Raw genomic sequence first — 17,620 nt, 5'->3', positions numbered from 1 at the left:
CGATTCGTGTATTCTTCCTACTGCCATTTATCCGCAACTACAGTAGACCATAACTTTGCTCTAAATCACATAAAACCTTTTCAAATAAGCGACTTTTACTGAAATTACATGTGGTCAATAAAAAATGATAATTTATCGATTTTACTGAAATAACCCAAGCATGTTCATACGCATGATGTTTTCTTGGATTTCTGAATCGTGCAAGTTACAGGTTGAGCACTTCTCTTTGCCTTCAATTTTGTATTTCAGACAGCACGTTTCTCGTCTCACGTAGAGCTTTTGAAAGCCATTAAAGGTCACCTTTTTTACCGTGTTTAACTCACCGCCTTTTGGTGTTACCGCGTTAAATAGGTTTTGCTGCCACTTTGATGCCGCTTGCACGTCTAGATCTAACCTGTCATTGGCTAATGGTTGATGCGCAAGTTTAGAAAACGCCAAATCACACGCGTACAAGGCATTCCCCCAAAACACTTTCGGGCTAACTTTCTGCTTTTTGTACAACGGCACCAATGGCTCCGAGAGCGTCGTAATGACTTGCGCAAGTTTCTCATCTAAAGCCAGTTCTGACTCCACTTGCATCGCGTTTTCGTTGCCAGCCTCAAGAGCAAAGAAAGGGATTGCACTCGACACTTCAATGCTTGCGACACGATGGTCTTCACCAATGCTCAGATACAGGTCATCGAGTGTTAGCTGCAACACACGATCAAACACCACACGGTGACCAACCAGCGACGTCAGCAAAATCGCGTTGAACACTTTCTGCCAAATCGGCACGGCAAATGGCAATTTCGCCTCAATAGAATCTGCGTAATCTTGCACAACAGCAGGAAACTCACGCTCAAACCATTCACTGGCTTTAATGCCTTTCGGCTGTTCAGCAAAACGTAAGCGGAAGAAAGGTTCGTGTCGATTCAAGATGGCTTGCTGCTCGCTGACACTCAGCGTTTTAACATTCTCAGGCAAAGACACTAAAGTACGAAACTGATTAAACAGGTTTTCCATTAACGCACTTCCTCACGAACATAAGCTTTTGGTAAACAGTAAACGTAGCCATCAATGACTTCCATTTTTCCTTCCACTTTAAACACCGATTCAAGGGTCGATTGAGTAAGCACGTCCAAAGGCGCCCCCTGTTTTAAGATCTGACCTTTTTTCATTAGTACCAGTTCATCACAGAACTGCGCAGCTTGGCTGAGTTCATGGAGAACATAAACGATGGTTAAGTTGCGTTCCTTGTTCAACTTATCGAGCACTTCAAGTAACTCGAGTTGGTGACCTAAATCGAGATAACTGGTTGGTTCATCCAGCAATAACCACTGAGCTTCTTGCGCCAAACACATCGCCAGCCAAACGCGCTGACGCTCACCGCCCGACAACGTACTCACTACACGCTTTTCGTAACCAGCCAACCCGACAGAAGCAAGCGACTCAATAATCACTTCTTGGTCACGCTCACTGTTGCCCTGATACCACTTGCGATGAGCAGCACGACCAAGCGCAACAAGGTGCTCGACCAAGACACCTTCTGGTGCCTTAGGATGTTGAGGCAGAATCGCAATGTGCTTAGCGAGATCTTTAAGCTTCCATTGGTTAAGTGCTTTGCCTTTAAAAGTCACGTCGCCTTTTTTCGCTTTTATCGCACCGGTTAAGGTCTTCATCAGCGTACTTTTACCGCACCCATTTGGGCCAATGAACGCCGTCACCTTACCTTCTTGAAGACGGATGTTCACATCGCTCAAGATCATCGTATCGTTGTAGCCTGAGGTGAGCGATTGCCCTTCAAGCCCTTTTGAAGATAGGGTCATTATGAGTGTTTCCTTAACAAGAAGAGGAAAAATGGCACACCAAGCAGTGCGGTAATCACGCCCGCTGGAATTTCGGTTGGGAACAGTAAGTGTTTGGCTAAAACATCTGAAAGCGCGAGGAAGCCAGCGCCGAAAATCAACGTCGTGAACATGGTTCGCAAAGGCTCATTCGCACTGAGCAAACGTGCAATGTGCGGAATCACCAATCCCACAAAACCAATCGGCCCAACCGCTGAAACGGCAGGTGCAGTAATAAATACCGTACCTAAAAGAATCCCCAAACGCAGCAGAGCACCGTTGATACCAATGCCACGCAAAATCGCGTCATCGTAGCGTACCCATTTCAATGGCAAATACACCAAAACAATGAACGCTAAACAGGCCAAGAACCAAGGCAGAAGATAACTTACTTGCTCCCAACCTCGTCCATACATACCACCCGCCATCCATTGCAATGCGATGTCGGTTTTACCCTGACCAATAGTGAAGATCAGCGCCGAACTCAACGCGCCAAGAATCGCCGTGATCGCTACACCTGTGAGTAGAGTGAGACTGGTATTTCCGATTCGGCTAACGATCAAAACAGGAATCGCACTGAGCAAACCACCCGCCATTGAAAACAGCAGCAACGCGCTTTCTGTGGTGATATTCCAATTAAACCAAGCGGGCAACAAAATCGCACAAACAGCACCAAGAGAAGCACCAGCGTTCACCCCTAAAATACCGCTGTCTGCCAACGGGTTTTTGAGGGTGGTTTGCAGCAATAAGCCGGATACTGCCAGCATCATACCCGCCATAATCGCCAGCAAAAATCTTGGTAACGTTAGCGACCAAAATGGGTGGTAAGTACCGCGAGTAATAAACAGTTCACCTGCTTGTCTAAGCTCTGGGTTAGAAGCGATAAACAGTGCAGGAGCGAACACCAGCAAAGCCAAGCAAGGGAATAAGAAACGCGTTTTCATTATTTCCCTCTCAGCTCACGAACAATCAACATAAGAAACCAAGGCGCACCTAAAGTCGCGGTAATGACGCCAATCGGAATTTCCAACGGCATAAGCAGGGTTCGAGAAAGGAGATCTGCTGCGGTAACGAGTGCCGCACCAATCAAAGCTGCACCGCCAAGTCCCAACCCCATCATGCGAGCGAGATGAGGGGCAACAAGGCCAACAAAACCGACAGGACCAAATGCACCAACCGCAACCGCAGTAAGCACGACAGAGACAAAACCAAACGCCAATCTATAACGGTTAATCGCGATACCTAGACCACGAGCAACGGTGTCATCCAGCAGTAAGTAACCACGCTGTCGATGTGTCACCGCAAGCAATATAAACGCAGGAATGACGGTATAAACAAGCGGCGTAAACACCGACCAATTCGCGCCTGCGTTACTGCCCGTTAACCAGAAAAACAGTGACTCACTGTCTACGCGATCCGACAGAAGAATGTAGGTCACCGCTGCTTGGCAAAACGCACTCACGGAAATGCCAGCTAACGCCAAACGCGCTGGTGTGACGCCCTGTTTCCAACTAATGGATAAGGTAATGGCACCGCCAAGCAAACCACCTACAATCCCCCAAAACAACGTTGGCAATGACAGCAAGAACATGGTCGCCGTTAACACGCTAAGCGCAGCGCCAGACATCACACCGGTCAGGTTTGGAGACGCTAACGGGTTGCGAACGATGTCTTGCATGAGCGAGCCGGATACCGCCAACGCCGCCCCACCCAAGAGTGCGATTAAGGTGCGAGGTAAACGTAGTTCCCAAAACACTAAAGATGCTTGGTTGCTTGAATCAGAAATCAAAAACGCCATGATTTGCTGCGCATCAAAATGGTAAATGCCACTCGACAAAGACGCATAAACCACTGTTAGCAGCAAAGCCGTCGCCAAACTGCGAACCATCACCGCACTTGGTTTGGTTATCCTAAGAACATGAGCCATTGATCACCTCATAAACTCGTTCAACAGAAGGCGCAGGGAAAAGATCGGGATACACTTTGTGGGCGATATCCATCGCGACCCAAATTCGTGAAAGTGGCCCTTCTGGCTCTCGCCATGTCATATCAACCAAGTAAACTCGATTGTTCTTCACCGCTTTTAGGCTTTGCCAAATTTTCGATTCGGTAAATTGTGGCTCGGCGTTCTGGTACATAAAAATCACATCGGGATCGAGTTTCACCAACCACTCAAGACCCACTTGCCCAGAAAAAGGCGTTTTCGTCGCGTACGGCGAGTCACCATTCGCACTTCGGATATTCAATTTTTCCATAAGAGCAACGGACATAAAGTGTGAGTAGTATGCTCGCGGAGTGACGCCTGCACTTGTAAGAAATAAACCAGAAAACTGTCTATTACCGAGCTTTGATTGCATTTCATCAAGAAAAGTCTGAAAACACATATTTAGTGATTTCCCTTGCTCTTCTCGCCCCATTGCCATGCTTGCACGCTCTACCGCAGAAAAACTGTCTTCTAAAGTAATCAAATCAAAACCGAGAGGCGGTGCGATTTCGACGAAGCGCTGATAGTAAGGCTCTAACATTCGCCCCAAACCAACAACCAAATCTGGCTTCGCATCGTACAAAGCTTCAAAGCTGGTTCTTGAACGATTACCAAGACTTGGCACGTCATTTAAAGCAGAAAGATAAGGAGGAAATCCACCAGGATAATCGGATACACCAACAGGCTTCTCATCCATTGCTATTACTAGCTCTGCACCAAAAGTAGACACGCTTGCAACACGCGGGAAATGGGTCACATTCGACGTCGAAATAGTATGGTCTAGATCATCGACAACTGATGCGCTTAACCTACTTGCATAAGCAAGCTGAATAGACAGCATTTGGCTAATTATTGAAATGATAACGACTGCTGTAAAATTGCCCATTAAATTACAAATGATAATTATTGATATTTACATTACTTCTTTGCGTGCTAGACTACCACGTAATTACAAAGTGCTCAATAATCGCTAGCTAAATCAATTTATTAACAAGTTTATAAAAGACAACTTTTAGTTGCAGGAAGTTATGAAACTCAAACTATCTAAGCTAAATATTGCAGTGGTAAGTGCAATTACTCTTTCACCTTTCGGCGTTTCAGCGGAAAGTAACGACCAAGTCCAAGCAATGGAAACAATGGTTGTTACCGCAAGCCGTTCTCAACAGCTGCTTAACGACGTTCCTCGCTCTGTGACCGTTATCGACCAAGCACAACTTCAATCTCAATTGAACCAAAGCCGCAGCATCAACGATGTGCTTTCAACCTTGGTTCCAGGTATGGGGACTTCTGTTCACGGTAACCTGAGCAGCAAAGGTCAAAACCAAATCCGTGGTCGTCGCGTTCTGCTATTGATTGACGGTGTTGCACAAAACAACAGCTTCCTAGATTTTGGCCAAGAGTTGTCGGCGATTGATCCGCAAAACGTTGAGCGTATCGAAGTTATCCGCGGTGGTTCTGCGGTATACGGCCTTGGCGCACAGGGCGGTATCATCAACGTGATCACCAAAATGCCAGAAGAAGGCGCAGTAGAATATCGCACTAAAGTTGGCACAAGCTTCCAAGAGTTTGGTAGCGATGCGTTCACTTGGAACGTTTACCAAGAAGCGACTGGCGGTGATAAGAAAGATCAATGGCGTTTAGGTCTGGGTTACGAGCAACGTGGCGGCAGCTACGATGCTAACGGTGACCGCCTACCTTCGGTAAACAACGAAGATGACATGGACAACCTAAACGTAAACGGCGTTTGGAACCGTAACATCGACGAAAATCGTTCACTGACTTTGACTGTTGGCGTTCGTAACATTACTGACAACGACGGCTGGTGTGCAGCGAATGGCGATGCAGCTAACGGCAAACCTGCAGAAGCGGTTCACTGTGGCCCAGGTTACAACAACGGCGTTGCAGGCAAAGATGGCGCGAAACCAAATGACGTGACACGTACGTTCGCTAACTACCAAGCACGTTACCAAGATCTGGGCTTTAGCCTAGGTATGCTCGACGTAACGGGTTACTGGATGGCTCAAGATACTGAGACGTTCACGCTTGCGATGAAAGACAAGAACCCAAATTCTCCAACCTTTGGTCAAACGCTATACGGCCACAACGAGACAGATTTTGATCGTTTCGGCGTGAAAGCCAACATCTCTAGCCAAATTGATTGGGCATTCGTGACTTGGGGTATGGACGTTGAACAACAGTCGTTCAAACAGCCAAACAGCGTCGGTTTCTACAACAACACACCGGATGTAGAGCAATTTGCTATCGCACCATTCGCACAGTTCATTACTGATGTAAGCGATAACACGGTTCTTTCTTACGGTATCCGTTACGAGTACGTTCGCCTAAGCGTGGATGATTTCACGGTAGGTAACACGCACAACAATGCAGGTGATCAAGTTCAAGGCGGTGATCCGTACTTTGACAAGTTCCTATTCAACATTGGTGTGACACACGATCTGACCGACAACCACCAGCTGTTTGCATCTTTCGCGCAAGGTATGTCAACGAACGAAGCACTACGTGACATTCGTTCTGGCAACAGCTCAACAGTTGAAGGTGCTATCAAGCCAATTACTACTGACAACTACGAAGTGGGTGTGCGCGGTTTCCTTGGTGGAGCGGACTACTCTCTTGCAGCGTTCTACAGCGAATCTGACCTAGGTTCGACACTGAACGTAAACGAAGCCGGCGATGCGCTAGAAAGTACTCGTGCACCAGAAAAAGTTTGGGGTGCGGAAGCAACGCTTGGTTACAGCATTCTTGCTAACCTTCGTACAGACAGCACGATCTCTTGGCAAGAAGGTGAGCGTAAACTTAACGAAGACAGCGGTTGGGAACCACTAGACGGCACGCGTATCGCACCATTGAAAGTAACGTCTGTTATCAGTTACGACGCTTACGAATTCGGTCGCTACAACATGACGCTGGTTTACTCAGGCAACCGTGATAAAGAAGATGAAATCACTTCTGGCGCGAAATACGCAGTAGACAGCTACTTCGTTGCAAACGCTGGTGTGGACTACGATCTTCCGTTCGGTACGTTAAGCTTCGCTGTTGAAAACCTATTCAACGAAGACTACATGACGGCGTACGCGCAATCAGAGCGTAACAACTCACGTTACTACAACGCACCGGGTCGTCGCTTCCACTTGAACTACGAAGTGAAATACTAAACTTAAAACACAGAAAATGCGCTTAATCAGATTAAGCGCATGTCTTTCACTTCTACTGTTATATTCGTGATTTATTACCTTAAAATTCAAACTAGTGCCGGGTACTAGCTTTGTTTCCTAAATCAGGCAACTAAATCTTCAACCCATGAGCTGAGCAGCTAAGTTCACTCATATACTTAGGCTAATAGCCAGTCTCGCTACAGAACAACCAATTGGAAACACAACAACCAAGCTTTAATCACCCGCTGTTAACGGACATTTTTAATTAAGAGACTGTTCAGCTATGGAAGCAAATCAAGCAAGGGAACCAACCTGGAAGACCTCGCCTATTTAATGACTTAGCGATTACGATGGCTCCTATGGTTAAGCATGTATTTTCATTGCCGCTTAGTTAAGTTTGAGAAATTACAATGCTCAAGTTGGAAAAACCTACGCCATGATAGAAGTGTTAAACAAACTCACTTAGCTAGGTATTTCATCCTAAAGCAGATATAAAATAGCCCCTTCAAAAATGTCATAAACTTAAAAAGCAATAGACTTATGAAGAGGCAATATCAAATTATGGTTGCACCAAATATCAATATATGGTTGCTTTTACACTTGTTACATTCAGTCGATTTACTCTTTACCGAACACGTTGTTCTCTTGTTCTTGAACGCGGATGAATGTAGTACGCTTGGTTAGCTCTTTAAGCTTTGCTGCACCTACGTATGTACATGTTGAGCGAACGCCTCCAAGGATGTCTTGAATAGTGCCGTGAACGCTACCACGGTATGGCAATAATACGGTTTTACCTTCGGCCGCACGGTAGCCAGCGACACCACCTGAGTGCTTATCCATCGCGCTCTTCGACGACATGCCATAGAATTTCATGAACTTCTCGCCGTCTTTCTCGATCACTTCGCCGCCTGACTCTTCGTGACCCGCTAGCATCCCGCCTAGCATTACGAAATCCGCGCCACCACCGAATGCTTTCGCTACGTCACCCGCACAAGAACAGCCACCGTCACCGACGATCATGCCACCAAGGCCGTGCGCTGCATCACCACACTCGATGATTGCAGAAAGCTGCGGGTAACCAACACCCGTTTTTACACGAGTTGTACAAACTGAGCCTGGGCCGATACCCACTTTAACGATGTCTGCACCAGCTAGGATTAGCTCTTCACACATATCACCAGTAACCACGTTGCCTGCAGAAATAACCTTGTCTGGGAACTCTGCTCGCACGCGTTCAACATACTCGACCAAATGCTCTGAGTAACCATTTGCAATGTCGATACAAATGAAAATAAATTCATCTGAAAGTGCCATGATGTCTTTGGTTTTTTGGAAGTCTGCGTCAGATGTTCCCGTAGACACCATAACGTTATTCATGGTTACTTTATCTGCTGATTTAGAAAACTCAGCCCAATCTTCTACCGTGTAATGTTTGTGAACAGCGGTCATTACACCATGCTCAGCCAGCGCTTTAGCCATTGCAAAGCTACCAACCGAATCCATGTTTGCTGCGATTACTGGCACACCAGACCATTGACGACCACTATGCTTGAATGTAAAATCGCGGGTTAAATTTACTTGAGAACGGCTCTTAAGGGTAGAACGTTTCGGGCGAAACAGTACATCTTTAAAACCTAACTTAAGTTCTTGTTCGATACGCATTGTGTAATTCCTTGATTCATATGTATATGTGTCATTTCAGAGTGCGTAGTGATTTCGTTGGCAGACGAGTTCACTGTTCTTCGGACACAAAAAAACCGGAGCGTTGGCAGACGCTCCGGTTTTCAGCATTATAGGCTGTGATTTATTTCCTACAAGTCTGATATTTGAATTTTTTTTGTGATACCATCTTGAAAATCGCATATCAAAAACGCTCCCCAAGTCACCAAAACCTCTTATTATTTATAACTATCAACAACTTGAGAAAGCACTTGAGTTAACCTATTGCGCAAACCTTTGCGTCATATCTTAAAAATTAAAACGCATCACCTCTCAAACCTGCCTAAAACTCAATCACCTAATACTAAGATGCCCTGCTAATTCGTAAAAAAGTACTCAAAAAAATCGACCAATTTTCTCAGCAATGCATGAAATCTAATTAATTTCGATAGAGCTCTTGGGTGATAGCGGTACGAAGAGTGCTAACGACATCACTTGCCAAAAGACCAATTTGACCATTCTGACTCACGTTTATATCAGCAGCATGACTGTGAAGTACCACACCTAAACGTGCGGCAACAGAAATTGGTAAACCTTTGGCTAGCAATGCACCAATGACTCCAGATAACACATCTCCCATTCCCCCCGTCGCCATTCCGGCGTTACCCGCTAGACAGACGTACATTCTCGTTCCATCGTAAATAAGTGTCCCCGCGCCTTTTAAAACCACTACACCGCCATAACGCTCTTGCAGTTGTCTTGCAGCAGAGTATCGGTCACTTTCTATTTGTTGAATGGTTACATTTAGTAGTCGAGCAGCCTCTCCAGGATGCGGCGTGATCACTCGATGGTTGTCGTACACCAGAGTGCCATCGCATCGCTGGCTCAGCATCGCTAGAATATTGAGGCCATCAGCATCAACAACTTTAGGTTTCTGCTCTTGAGCCAGATATTGATAGGCTTGATAAGCCCACTCATCATCTCCAAAGCCAGGACCAAACACTAATACGTCAGCCCAGCGAATGCGTTTAGTCAAGCCGTTCTCAGTATCCCTGAGTAAGTCAGCGGTGATGCTCTGGCTCATTACTTCTGGGCAACCAACCTGCAGTGGAATAAGGCTACTCGTGTGAGTAATTGCGGCAGTTAAACCCGCTCCGGCTCTAATCGCAGCGGAGGAACATAAACGAATCGCTCCAGACATCCCTTGATTGCCACCAACACAAAGCAACTTCCCGTTGTCACCTTTATGGACCGTTGGATTTGGCTTGGGCATTAATCTTGAAACAACCTGATGATCAATACCTAATGCACTTTCTACTTCGATAGTATCAAACTTAGTATTGACGCCTAAACCACAAAAGTAGAGCTCGCCAACGCGATCTCTCGCTTGTCCAGTGCATAAGCCTTGCTTAAACCCAATGAAGGTTACTGTATGCTCGGCACGAATAGCATCACCTAAAACTGCACCTGTATTAGCACACAGACCAGAAGGAACGTCGACTGCAATCACAGGGGTATGAATTTGATTAATTTGGTCAATATAGCGACGATACTCCGAACGAACCTCACCGCTTAAACCAGTACCTAACATGGCATCAATGATCACATCTGCTTCTAGCAATGCGGTATTCCATTCATCCCAATCATTGTTAACACCGTCGATTGACTGCCAATCTTGGTATGCGCGCAAAGCATCACCTTTTAGCGCAGATACATCACCAATTTGGAAAACATGTACATTGAGTTGAGCTTGTTTCGCAAGAGATGCAAATACGTAACCATCGCCACCGTTATTCCCTTTACCGCAAATCACTAAGATATTTTTTGATTTAGGATACAGATGTAAAAAGCGCTCATACACGGCCATACCAGCGCGTTGCATTAAGCTATACATAGAAACACCAGCCATTTGCGCAGCCAGCGTTTCACCGTTTTTTACTTGCTCTGCGGTGTAGAGTTTTAGGGCGAGATTAAAGTCCATATTCACGTTCTACGCATTGGGAAACACAATTATAAGTATACAAAAAAGCCAAGGCGGACCTTGGCTTTTGAGAAAGTTTTTTATCGCTATTGATTCTGAGACATCAGAGCTTCAGCCGTCGCGTCTTGTATAGACAAAAACAACGAGTTGATTTTTCCAGTCGGTGTGCGCATTGGGTTCAACGTAACATTCTGGTACATAAACTCCGCTTGCTGCGTAACTGGTCGAACATTGCGACAGCAGAATAAGTAAGGTCGTTGTCGCCATGTGATGAAGCTACGGCAGCCTAGGTCATACACTGGTTTTGTTTTTAATTTAAACCACTCCTGTGGGATTTCAGGGAAGATATCAAATATAGAACGACCAATCGCATCATGAGACTGCAAACCACTGTGATGAGTCATAAACCCATTCCAGACCTGTACATTGTAATCTCGATCAATGACCACTAAGCCCATGTCGACGTTTTGTACCATATCCACCATCCAATGGAATTGTTCAAACTCTGCTGGCATATTCAACATTAGAACTCCTCCATTAGATAAGACAGTTTGTTATCAAGCAGCGGCAAGGATTCATCCACAAACATAAACAACAAGTCACAACGAATCGACGTTCCTTCAATGTTGTAGCTCACTTCGAATGTCATCGTGCGGCTGAATGCTCCAGTTGTAGATTCAATGATCGAGTCAATTGAGATATGCTGACCAAGGAGTACTGGTGGACTTTGGAAGAATCGGACTTCAGACTGCTCGCCTAAACCATTTAAGAACGACCCCACCAAAATATTAGAAATATCCATTAGCAGCTCAAGCTCTTCTAGCTCTTCGCTGTCTGCTGGTACTTTCATCAACTTTTTGAGATCAGATACGCTTGAATCACTCAAAATCACTAGCGCTTCGCCAGCAATACCTTCGCCACAAAATCCCTGACAAACACCCGATACGTTGTCATGCGACGCCAAGTCACGTAGGGCCATGTGAAGTTCGCTCACTTCAAAGATATTGACGTTCGGCAGAGGTAGTTGCACAAACACATCAAAGTGACGCGCCAATGCATCGGCTGCTCGACCAATTGAAACGTTAGCCACTTCCATGTAAATATCGCGACGACGTAAAATCGGTAACTCAATAGAGACAGGCGTGATAATTTGAGGACGAGGTTCTGGCTCGACCAACTCTTTAAGCGCCTTCTTGAGTTCATCTTTGGCGATCGGTTTTTGAATAAACGCTTTTGCACCCAGTGCGAGCACGCGCTCTTTCGCTTTAGGTTGGATATCCCCCGACACAACAACCACCGGAGTTTTATCCCCCAACCGTTGCATGTGCTCTAGTGTTTCAAAGCCATCCATTTCTGGCATAGTCAAATCAAGAAACATCAATTTAAACTCGTTTTTTTCGAGTTCTTCTAGCGCGTTTTTTCCGTGGATAGCAAACGTAATATCGGCATTCAATGTGGCTGGTAGTGATCTCGCCATCTGTTTGCGTGCTAACGCTGAATCATCACAGATGAGTACGGGAAAAGACATTCAATCACCTTTTTATATTCCACAATCTGCGCCGGAGTCTAACAGATTGTTACAGCATGTAATACGAGAAAACTGACGAGTTTTTTATTTCTTTATTATTCAATAAGCATACGCAATATGAATGAATGAGTGAACAAAATGACTAAAAAGCAAGCATCACATTCGCTGTTTAGTGACATAAAACAAACATGGGTAAAACTCCTCCACCCAAAGTAAGCAAAAAGTTGCAGCTAACATCCAAAGCCCATTTTTGCTCGAATTTCATTCTTTCCATTTCCATAATGGGTAAACAGTAACGCGCTAAAACTAAAAAGGCACCCTGCTAGAGGATGCCTTTAATAACAATTTCATCGATAAGATATCAATTCTATGGCACACCATGACCTTTAGAAGCCACCCATACGCGATACCATTGCTCTCGAGTAAGTTCGATGTTCAATGAATTAACTGCAGTTTGCACACGCTCGATTTTACCAGAGCCAATGATTGGAATAGGGTTAGATGGCAAACGACGTACCCAGGCATAAATTACTTGGTCAATACTCGCTGCGCCCACTTCTTCACGAATTGCTTCTAATTCGTTACGGACACGAACAGCTTGCTCACTGTCACCACTAAAAATTGAACCACCACCGAGGCAAGACCAAGCCATTGGTCGCGTGCGCAACATTTGCATTTGATCAAGCGTTCCATCGTGTGCAACCTCAAAGTTAAGTGGGTTGATTTCCACTTGGTTAGTAACCAACGGCTTACCTAAGCGAGATTGCAGCAGTTCAAACTGGCGTGGAGTGAAGTTAGACACGCCAAAGTGCTTCACTTTGCCGACTTTGTGAAGCTCAGAAAATGCTTCTGCAACCTCATCTGCATCCATTAACACGTCAGGACGATGAATTAAAAGTACGTCGATTTCATCCACATTCAAACGTTCTAGCGAGTTATTCACCGATTGGTAGATATGTGCTGAGCTCGTGTCGTAGTGATTGATCTTACGCTCTGGCGTTTTATCGCCACACAAATTGATGTCGCATTTCGTCACGATCTGAATTTGCTCACGAACACTCTTGTCTAAAGCTAACGCTTCACCAAACAACGCCTCACACTCGTAATTACCGTAGATGTCGGCGTGATCGACTGTCGTAATGCCTAACTCAATGTGTTGCTTAAGAAATGACAAACGCTCTTGAGCCGTCATTCCCCACTCAACTGCACGCCAATATCCTTGAACCAGCTCTGAGAACTCTGGGCCTTTTGGTGCAGTTACTACTTTTGCAACCATGGGTTTTCTCCTTCAATTGATCTGCATTCATCGTAGTCTTGTTTTCGTGCCGGCTCAACGGGTAAACTTTCGCAATTCGAACTGGAGTACGAAATATGTCTTTTGCCCAACGCCTAGCCACCCTGATCGGAGAAGAAAGCATCAGCGGGTTCGCTCGACGCGTCGATGTGTCTGAAGCTTTAATACGCAAATACCTTAAAGGCAGTGAACCTAGCCTAACCAAAGCAAATCAAATTGCAATGCGCGCCAATTGCTCTCTCGAATGGTTAGCAACGGGATGTGGTTATTTATATCGCCGTGCTGAAGTCGTGGATATGGATGCGTACAAACTTGCCTTTCAACACGTTATGAATCAGCCGTTGTCAGACGATGCAGAAGAGATACACCGCAAGCTAATTGCAGGCTATCAATACCTGCGCGCTCACAAAAAATCGGATGGTTTTTTGGATGAGTCTGCAATGGCGACCTTCCTATCTCTCCATAAAGAATCTAAAAACGAGTCACTTTGACCTCGATAATTTCGCCATCACTGCGCAATTGCACATTTAAGGACGGTGATGGCGTCAGAAACTCGTCCGGTTTTACCCAAAGCAAACTTCGAATCGTTTCTTGTGGATAGCGGTTCATCAACAAAACAACTTCTTTATCGACAAGTTCGGAAGATTTCTTTTCCAGAGCTTCAACGACATCATAGTGTTCTTTTCCGATAGTGACTCTGCGTAAAACTAACCCATCCTTTCTTAAGTTGAGAAGTAAGTCATTCAGACGCTGCCACTCGTATTCAGTGAGAAACGAGAACTGAGCACTTTCTCTTCTCAAAATCACTTCACCATACAAGTGCTGCTGGTAGTACGAAAAATCATCCAAACAAAATGCGCTGATAAACGTTGAGTTGTCTCGCAACTGCACTTCGCAACCATACCAGCTTCCACTTTTTTCTATACGTTCTTTTAAATTGGAATATGGCATTGCTGACAACGTGTCTTGCCACCAGCTCGGCGTTGAAAGTGCCGGAAACGTTACCGAACAACAACATAAAGAAAGTAAGAGTCGAAGATAAAAGCGCATGCACTGCTCTAGTTGGTGACATCGAACCAAGACATTACTAACTGCAAGAAAATGTTCAAGAGAAAAATAGTGGCAGGTGGCGATGAAAGTTATGGTGATGAAAGTTATAACGCAGAAATTAAGAAGGCGCACATGTTCGTGCGCCTCTACCTCGTTACTCAATCGTGAGTGTGCGAATCGGCGATGTCTATTGATGCATCCCGAACATAAAACGAGGACTTACCGTAGGGTTTGAATCCATCCAAATTGTGTGTAAAACCTCACATCCCTCCTTCTGAAGCAGTCATGTTGCTTTACAATTAAAGCATGGTTCATTTTTCTCAAAAAACAAGTTTTTTATCCTAAATTATGAGAGCAATAGCACAATCTGAGTGAATGAATAATATCGCGACACTTCGAACACTCAATAGTGAAAAGCTAAATTGCATCTTTATTGATTAGGTCTAGACTCTGCGAAGCGTATACTTTCTTTCGTCCCTTCCCCCAGCAACAGGAGAGCTTTTTAATGACCAAACGCGAGAGAATTGTGAAATCTGTGTTGGCGCACGTACCGAAAGATGCGATTAACCAGTTTGTCTCTCGAGGGTCAACACCATTTTCTGTTCTCATTATGGCCGCCATTGTGGGTACGTTGGCTGGTTTTGTCGGTACGTATTTCGAGCTTGCCGTTCATTTCGTTTCTGAAACACGAACAGAATGGTTAAGAAGCGAAATTGGTAATGTTCTACCGTTGTGGCTGGCAGCGGTTCTCATTAGCGCACTTTTAGCTTTTATTGGCTATTTTCTTGTGCACCGCTTTGCGCCAGAAGCGGCAGGTTCTGGTATTCCTGAAATCGAAGGGGCAATGGATAATATTCGTCCAGTGCGCTGGTGGCGAGTTCTACCAGTAAAATTCTTCGGCGGCATGGGCGCACTTGGCTCAGGTATGGTGCTTGGTCGTGAAGGCCCAACCGTTCAAATGGGTGGTGCTGTAGGTCGAATGGTGACCGATATATTCCGGGTAAAGGATGACGATACCCGCCACTCCCTGCTCGCGTCTGGTGCTGCTGGTGGTTTGGCTGCGGCCTTTAATGCCCCGCTCGCAGGCATTATGTTCGTTGTGGAGGAAATGCGACCTCAGTTTCGCTACTCTTTGATCTCAATTCGCGCAGTGATCATTTCTGCCATTATGGCGAACATAGTGTTTCGCGCCATCAACGGGCAAGACGCCGTTATCACTATGCCGCAATACCAGTCGCCAGAGCTTCAAACCCTATGGCTGTTTTTATTGCTTGGCGCATTGTTTGGCGTGTTTGGCGTGATCTTCAATAAACTGATTACCGTGGCACAAGACAGTTTTGTCGCAATTCACAAAAACGATCGTAAGCGCTACTTGATTGTAGGTTCGTTACTGGGAGGCGTGTTTGGCTTGCTTCTTTTGTACGTACCCCAACTAACTGGTGGTGGTATCGGCCTTATTCCTGACATTACTAACGGTAACTACTCGGTATCCATTTTAGTTTTGCTTTTCTTTGGTCGTGTAATTACAACCCTGCTCTGTTTTGGTTCTGGTGCGCCGGGAGGCATCTTTGCACCTATGCTTGCTCTGGGAACCTTATTTGGTTATGCGTTCGGAGCAAGTGCTGATGTCTTGCTCCCTGCGCTTGATATCGAGCCTGGTGTATTTGCGATTGCAGGCATGGGTGCCCTGTTTGCTGCGACGGTACGTGCACCGATTACAGGTATTCTGTTAGTGATTGAAATGACGAATAACTACTACTTAATCCTGCCATTGATCATTACTTGTTTGGGCGCTGTGATTATTGCTCAATTGTTGGGTGGACAACCTATTTACAGCCAGTTGCTGCATCGCACAATCAAAAACGAAAAGTTACGCCAGCAGGATCTACCGGAGAATCAATCAACATAACATTCTCTTTGTTATCACTTCGCTCCAGACTATCGAACTGTTTGGAGCGATAAACTCTGCATTTTTACATCTTTTCCCAAATATTCGATACCAAACTCACAAAATTATCATTCTCTGATATTTGCTCACCACCTTTCATGAGAAACCCCTCTCCATACTTGTTAGTATTCGCTACTTAAATAGAGCATTTCATCCAAATCGTCATGTTTCGTTTCATTCAGGCAAAAATCAAATGGAGTAGATTTGAACTGGAGAAGACTTGTGCAGTTTTATAGTGTCCCGCCGTCTCAAGCCGCGTTGGCACTAGGTATGATAGGTTTAGGGCAAGCTTGGGCACTCTATGTTCCTGAGATTGGTGAACCGATACGCCCATTTTTGGCGTCACTCGGCGCACTTTTACTCGCCCCTGTACTCATAAAATATGCCGCGAATCCACGATTATTCATGGTCGACATTCGTCACCCGCTGAGTGGTAGTTTAATGGCACCAATGAGTATGGCGTTACTGATCCTTGCAGATTATCTTGCCGCTGTAGCGCCTATCATCGCTTATCCACTTTGGTTTATGGCGCTTTTGCTGCATTTTACTATGATGGTGCTGTTTTTTAGCTTTCAGCTAATGAACTTCAAAATGTCCAATATCGTACCGAGTTGGTTTCTTTATCCGGTGGGGCTGATCAGTAGTTCACTAGCCGGTTCTCAACTAGGTCACAACTTATTCTCCGAAACGTTAGCGATGATGTGCATCGGCATTTATTTCTTCATGCTGCCACTCGTGTTGTATCGTTTGGTGTTTTTCGGCTCTCTACCAAGGCGAGCAAGACCGACCCTCGCGATTATGGCCGCGCCGGTAAACTTGTCATTAGCAGCATACTTGGTGAACTTTCCCTTACCTGATCCGATACTGACAGGCGCATTGGCCGGGATCGCCATCACTATGACGTTATTGATCTACTTATGTTACTTCCGCTTACTTCGCTTGAAGTTTCAACCTTCTATCGCGGCAGTAACCTTTCCTTCCGTGATCAGCGCCATCGCAATGCATCGCTTGACTTCTTTTTTCGCCGAATCGCACCCTCACTGGCACTGGCTACACGACTTTGGTTTTCTAGAGCTCAGTATCGCGACTGTATTGGTTGTTTGGGTATCGGCAGGTTACGTCAAAATGTATTGGCCAGAAATCATGAAGTCATTTTCTAAACAAGCATAAAAAAAGGATG

General features: G+C 45.4%; 15 protein-coding genes. 4 read left to right on the top strand and 11 right to left on the bottom strand.

Going from position 1 to position 17,620, the window contains the following annotated elements; translation table 11 throughout:
* Nucleotides 1–141: 141 nt before the first annotated feature.
* Genes R7Z50_RS01860 through R7Z50_RS01840 form a run of 5 tightly spaced genes read right to left on the bottom strand, consistent with a single transcriptional unit; the run spans nucleotide 142 to nucleotide 4,693 of the window.
* Nucleotides 142–1,002 carry a (2Fe-2S)-binding protein gene (locus R7Z50_RS01860; RefSeq protein ID WP_206970268.1) on the bottom strand — a complete coding sequence of 287 codons (861 nt, stop codon included), beginning with the start codon at nucleotides 1,000–1,002 and terminating at the stop codon, nucleotides 142–144.
* Nucleotides 1,002–1,805, bottom strand: a complete 804-nt coding sequence (locus R7Z50_RS01855; RefSeq protein ID WP_206970273.1) for an ABC transporter ATP-binding protein — start codon at nucleotides 1,803–1,805, stop codon at nucleotides 1,002–1,004. Before R7Z50_RS01855 ends, R7Z50_RS01860 begins: the two co-directional genes overlap by 1 nt.
* Entirely contained in the window at nucleotides 1,805–2,767 is a 963-nt protein-coding gene (locus R7Z50_RS01850; RefSeq protein WP_206970277.1) for a FecCD family ABC transporter permease, read from the bottom strand. The genes R7Z50_RS01855 and R7Z50_RS01850 overlap by 1 nt, the downstream gene beginning before the upstream one ends.
* On the bottom strand, nucleotides 2,767–3,750 hold the full coding sequence (locus R7Z50_RS01845) for a FecCD family ABC transporter permease (RefSeq protein ID WP_206970289.1): 984 nt from the start codon (nucleotides 3,748–3,750) through the stop codon (nucleotides 2,767–2,769). The genes R7Z50_RS01850 and R7Z50_RS01845 overlap by 1 nt, the downstream gene beginning before the upstream one ends.
* On the bottom strand, nucleotides 3,734–4,693 hold the full coding sequence (locus tag R7Z50_RS01840; RefSeq protein WP_206970292.1) for an ABC transporter substrate-binding protein: 960 nt from the start codon (nucleotides 4,691–4,693) through the stop codon (nucleotides 3,734–3,736). Before R7Z50_RS01840 ends, R7Z50_RS01845 begins: the two co-directional genes overlap by 17 nt.
* Before the next feature lie 142 nt (nucleotides 4,694–4,835).
* Here R7Z50_RS01840 and R7Z50_RS01835 point away from each other — a divergent pair, with 142 nt between their 5' ends.
* Complete coding sequence (locus R7Z50_RS01835; protein ID WP_206970295.1) at nucleotides 4,836–6,980, top strand: TonB-dependent receptor; 2,145 nt, start codon at nucleotides 4,836–4,838, stop codon at nucleotides 6,978–6,980.
* A 618-nt stretch (nucleotides 6,981–7,598) separates the two neighbouring features.
* Here the strand turns inward: R7Z50_RS01835 and R7Z50_RS01830 are convergent.
* The 5 genes from R7Z50_RS01830 to R7Z50_RS01810 all read right to left on the bottom strand — a co-directional run bounded on the left by R7Z50_RS01830 (nucleotide 7,599) and on the right by R7Z50_RS01810 (nucleotide 13,424).
* The gene (locus R7Z50_RS01830) at nucleotides 7,599–8,642 is read right to left on the bottom strand and encodes a GMP reductase (protein ID WP_053304513.1); all 1,044 of its coding nucleotides are present in this window, start codon (nucleotides 8,640–8,642) and stop codon (nucleotides 7,599–7,601) included.
* 436 nt (nucleotides 8,643–9,078) lie between these two features.
* Nucleotides 9,079–10,620: an NAD(P)H-hydrate dehydratase gene (locus R7Z50_RS01825; RefSeq protein WP_318148827.1), complete on the bottom strand. Its 1,542-nt coding sequence runs from the start codon at nucleotides 10,618–10,620 to the stop codon at nucleotides 9,079–9,081.
* 86 nt (nucleotides 10,621–10,706) lie between these two features.
* Complete coding sequence (locus tag R7Z50_RS01820) at nucleotides 10,707–11,144, bottom strand: PAS domain-containing protein (RefSeq protein WP_005373463.1); 438 nt, start codon at nucleotides 11,142–11,144, stop codon at nucleotides 10,707–10,709.
* Complete coding sequence (locus tag R7Z50_RS01815; RefSeq protein ID WP_033906388.1) at nucleotides 11,144–12,148, bottom strand: response regulator; 1,005 nt, start codon at nucleotides 12,146–12,148, stop codon at nucleotides 11,144–11,146. The genes R7Z50_RS01820 and R7Z50_RS01815 overlap by 1 nt, the downstream gene beginning before the upstream one ends.
* Before the next feature lie 367 nt (nucleotides 12,149–12,515).
* Nucleotides 12,516–13,424 (bottom strand): aldo/keto reductase family oxidoreductase, encoded by a 909-nt coding sequence (locus R7Z50_RS01810; protein ID WP_318148826.1) that lies wholly within the window; start codon nucleotides 13,422–13,424, stop codon nucleotides 12,516–12,518.
* A 95-nt stretch (nucleotides 13,425–13,519) separates the two neighbouring features.
* Here R7Z50_RS01810 and R7Z50_RS01805 point away from each other — a divergent pair, with 95 nt between their 5' ends.
* Complete coding sequence (locus tag R7Z50_RS01805) at nucleotides 13,520–13,933, top strand: helix-turn-helix domain-containing protein (RefSeq protein ID WP_005373470.1); 414 nt, start codon at nucleotides 13,520–13,522, stop codon at nucleotides 13,931–13,933.
* Here R7Z50_RS01805 and R7Z50_RS01800 read toward each other — a convergent pair.
* Entirely contained in the window at nucleotides 13,914–14,492 is a 579-nt protein-coding gene (locus R7Z50_RS01800) for a hypothetical protein (RefSeq protein ID WP_318148825.1), read from the bottom strand. The two genes, R7Z50_RS01805 and R7Z50_RS01800, sit on opposite strands and share 20 nt — an antisense overlap.
* Nucleotides 14,493–14,997: 505 nt before the next feature.
* On the opposite strand from R7Z50_RS01800, the gene clcA reads away from it, so the two are divergent.
* Complete coding sequence (gene clcA, locus R7Z50_RS01795) at nucleotides 14,998–16,401, top strand: H(+)/Cl(-) exchange transporter ClcA (RefSeq protein WP_005373473.1); 1,404 nt, start codon at nucleotides 14,998–15,000, stop codon at nucleotides 16,399–16,401.
* A 261-nt stretch (nucleotides 16,402–16,662) separates the two neighbouring features.
* Nucleotides 16,663–17,610, top strand: coding sequence for a TDT family transporter (locus R7Z50_RS01790; RefSeq protein ID WP_005373475.1), 948 nt, complete (start codon nucleotides 16,663–16,665; stop codon nucleotides 17,608–17,610).
* The last annotated feature ends 10 nt before the right edge of the window (nucleotides 17,611–17,620 follow it).

Source organism: Vibrio sp. 1249-1 (assembly GCF_033340495.1).
The sequence above is the reverse complement of the archived record's forward strand: the minus strand, read 5'-3'. Positions and strand labels throughout refer to the sequence as shown.

What these genes read in the sequence shown, in the direction of transcription:
- R7Z50_RS01860 (WP_206970268.1), bottom strand. Translation starts at nt 1,002, where the DNA reads ATGGAAAACCTGTTTAATCAGTTTCGTACTTTAGTGTCTTTGCCTGAG.
- R7Z50_RS01855 (WP_206970273.1), bottom strand. Translation starts at nt 1,805, where the DNA reads ATGACCCTATCTTCAAAAGGGCTTGAAGGGCAATCGCTCACCTCAGGC.
- R7Z50_RS01805 (WP_005373470.1), top strand. Translation starts at nt 13,520, where the DNA reads ATGTCTTTTGCCCAACGCCTAGCCACCCTGATCGGAGAAGAAAGCATC.
- R7Z50_RS01850 (WP_206970277.1), bottom strand. Translation starts at nt 2,767, where the DNA reads ATGAAAACGCGTTTCTTATTCCCTTGCTTGGCTTTGCTGGTGTTCGCT.
- R7Z50_RS01835 (WP_206970295.1), top strand. Translation starts at nt 4,836, where the DNA reads ATGAAACTCAAACTATCTAAGCTAAATATTGCAGTGGTAAGTGCAATT.
- R7Z50_RS01840 (WP_206970292.1), bottom strand. Translation starts at nt 4,693, where the DNA reads ATGGGCAATTTTACAGCAGTCGTTATCATTTCAATAATTAGCCAAATG.
- R7Z50_RS01830 (WP_053304513.1), bottom strand. Translation starts at nt 8,642, where the DNA reads ATGCGTATCGAACAAGAACTTAAGTTAGGTTTTAAAGATGTACTGTTT.
- R7Z50_RS01820 (WP_005373463.1), bottom strand. Translation starts at nt 11,144, where the DNA reads ATGTTGAATATGCCAGCAGAGTTTGAACAATTCCATTGGATGGTGGAT.
- R7Z50_RS01815 (WP_033906388.1), bottom strand. Translation starts at nt 12,148, where the DNA reads ATGTCTTTTCCCGTACTCATCTGTGATGATTCAGCGTTAGCACGCAAA.
- R7Z50_RS01825 (WP_318148827.1), bottom strand. Translation starts at nt 10,620, where the DNA reads ATGGACTTTAATCTCGCCCTAAAACTCTACACCGCAGAGCAAGTAAAA.
- clcA (WP_005373473.1), top strand. Translation starts at nt 14,998, where the DNA reads ATGACCAAACGCGAGAGAATTGTGAAATCTGTGTTGGCGCACGTACCG.
- R7Z50_RS01845 (WP_206970289.1), bottom strand. Translation starts at nt 3,750, where the DNA reads ATGGCTCATGTTCTTAGGATAACCAAACCAAGTGCGGTGATGGTTCGC.
- R7Z50_RS01810 (WP_318148826.1), bottom strand. Translation starts at nt 13,424, where the DNA reads ATGGTTGCAAAAGTAGTAACTGCACCAAAAGGCCCAGAGTTCTCAGAG.
- R7Z50_RS01800 (WP_318148825.1), bottom strand. Translation starts at nt 14,492, where the DNA reads ATGCGCTTTTATCTTCGACTCTTACTTTCTTTATGTTGTTGTTCGGTA.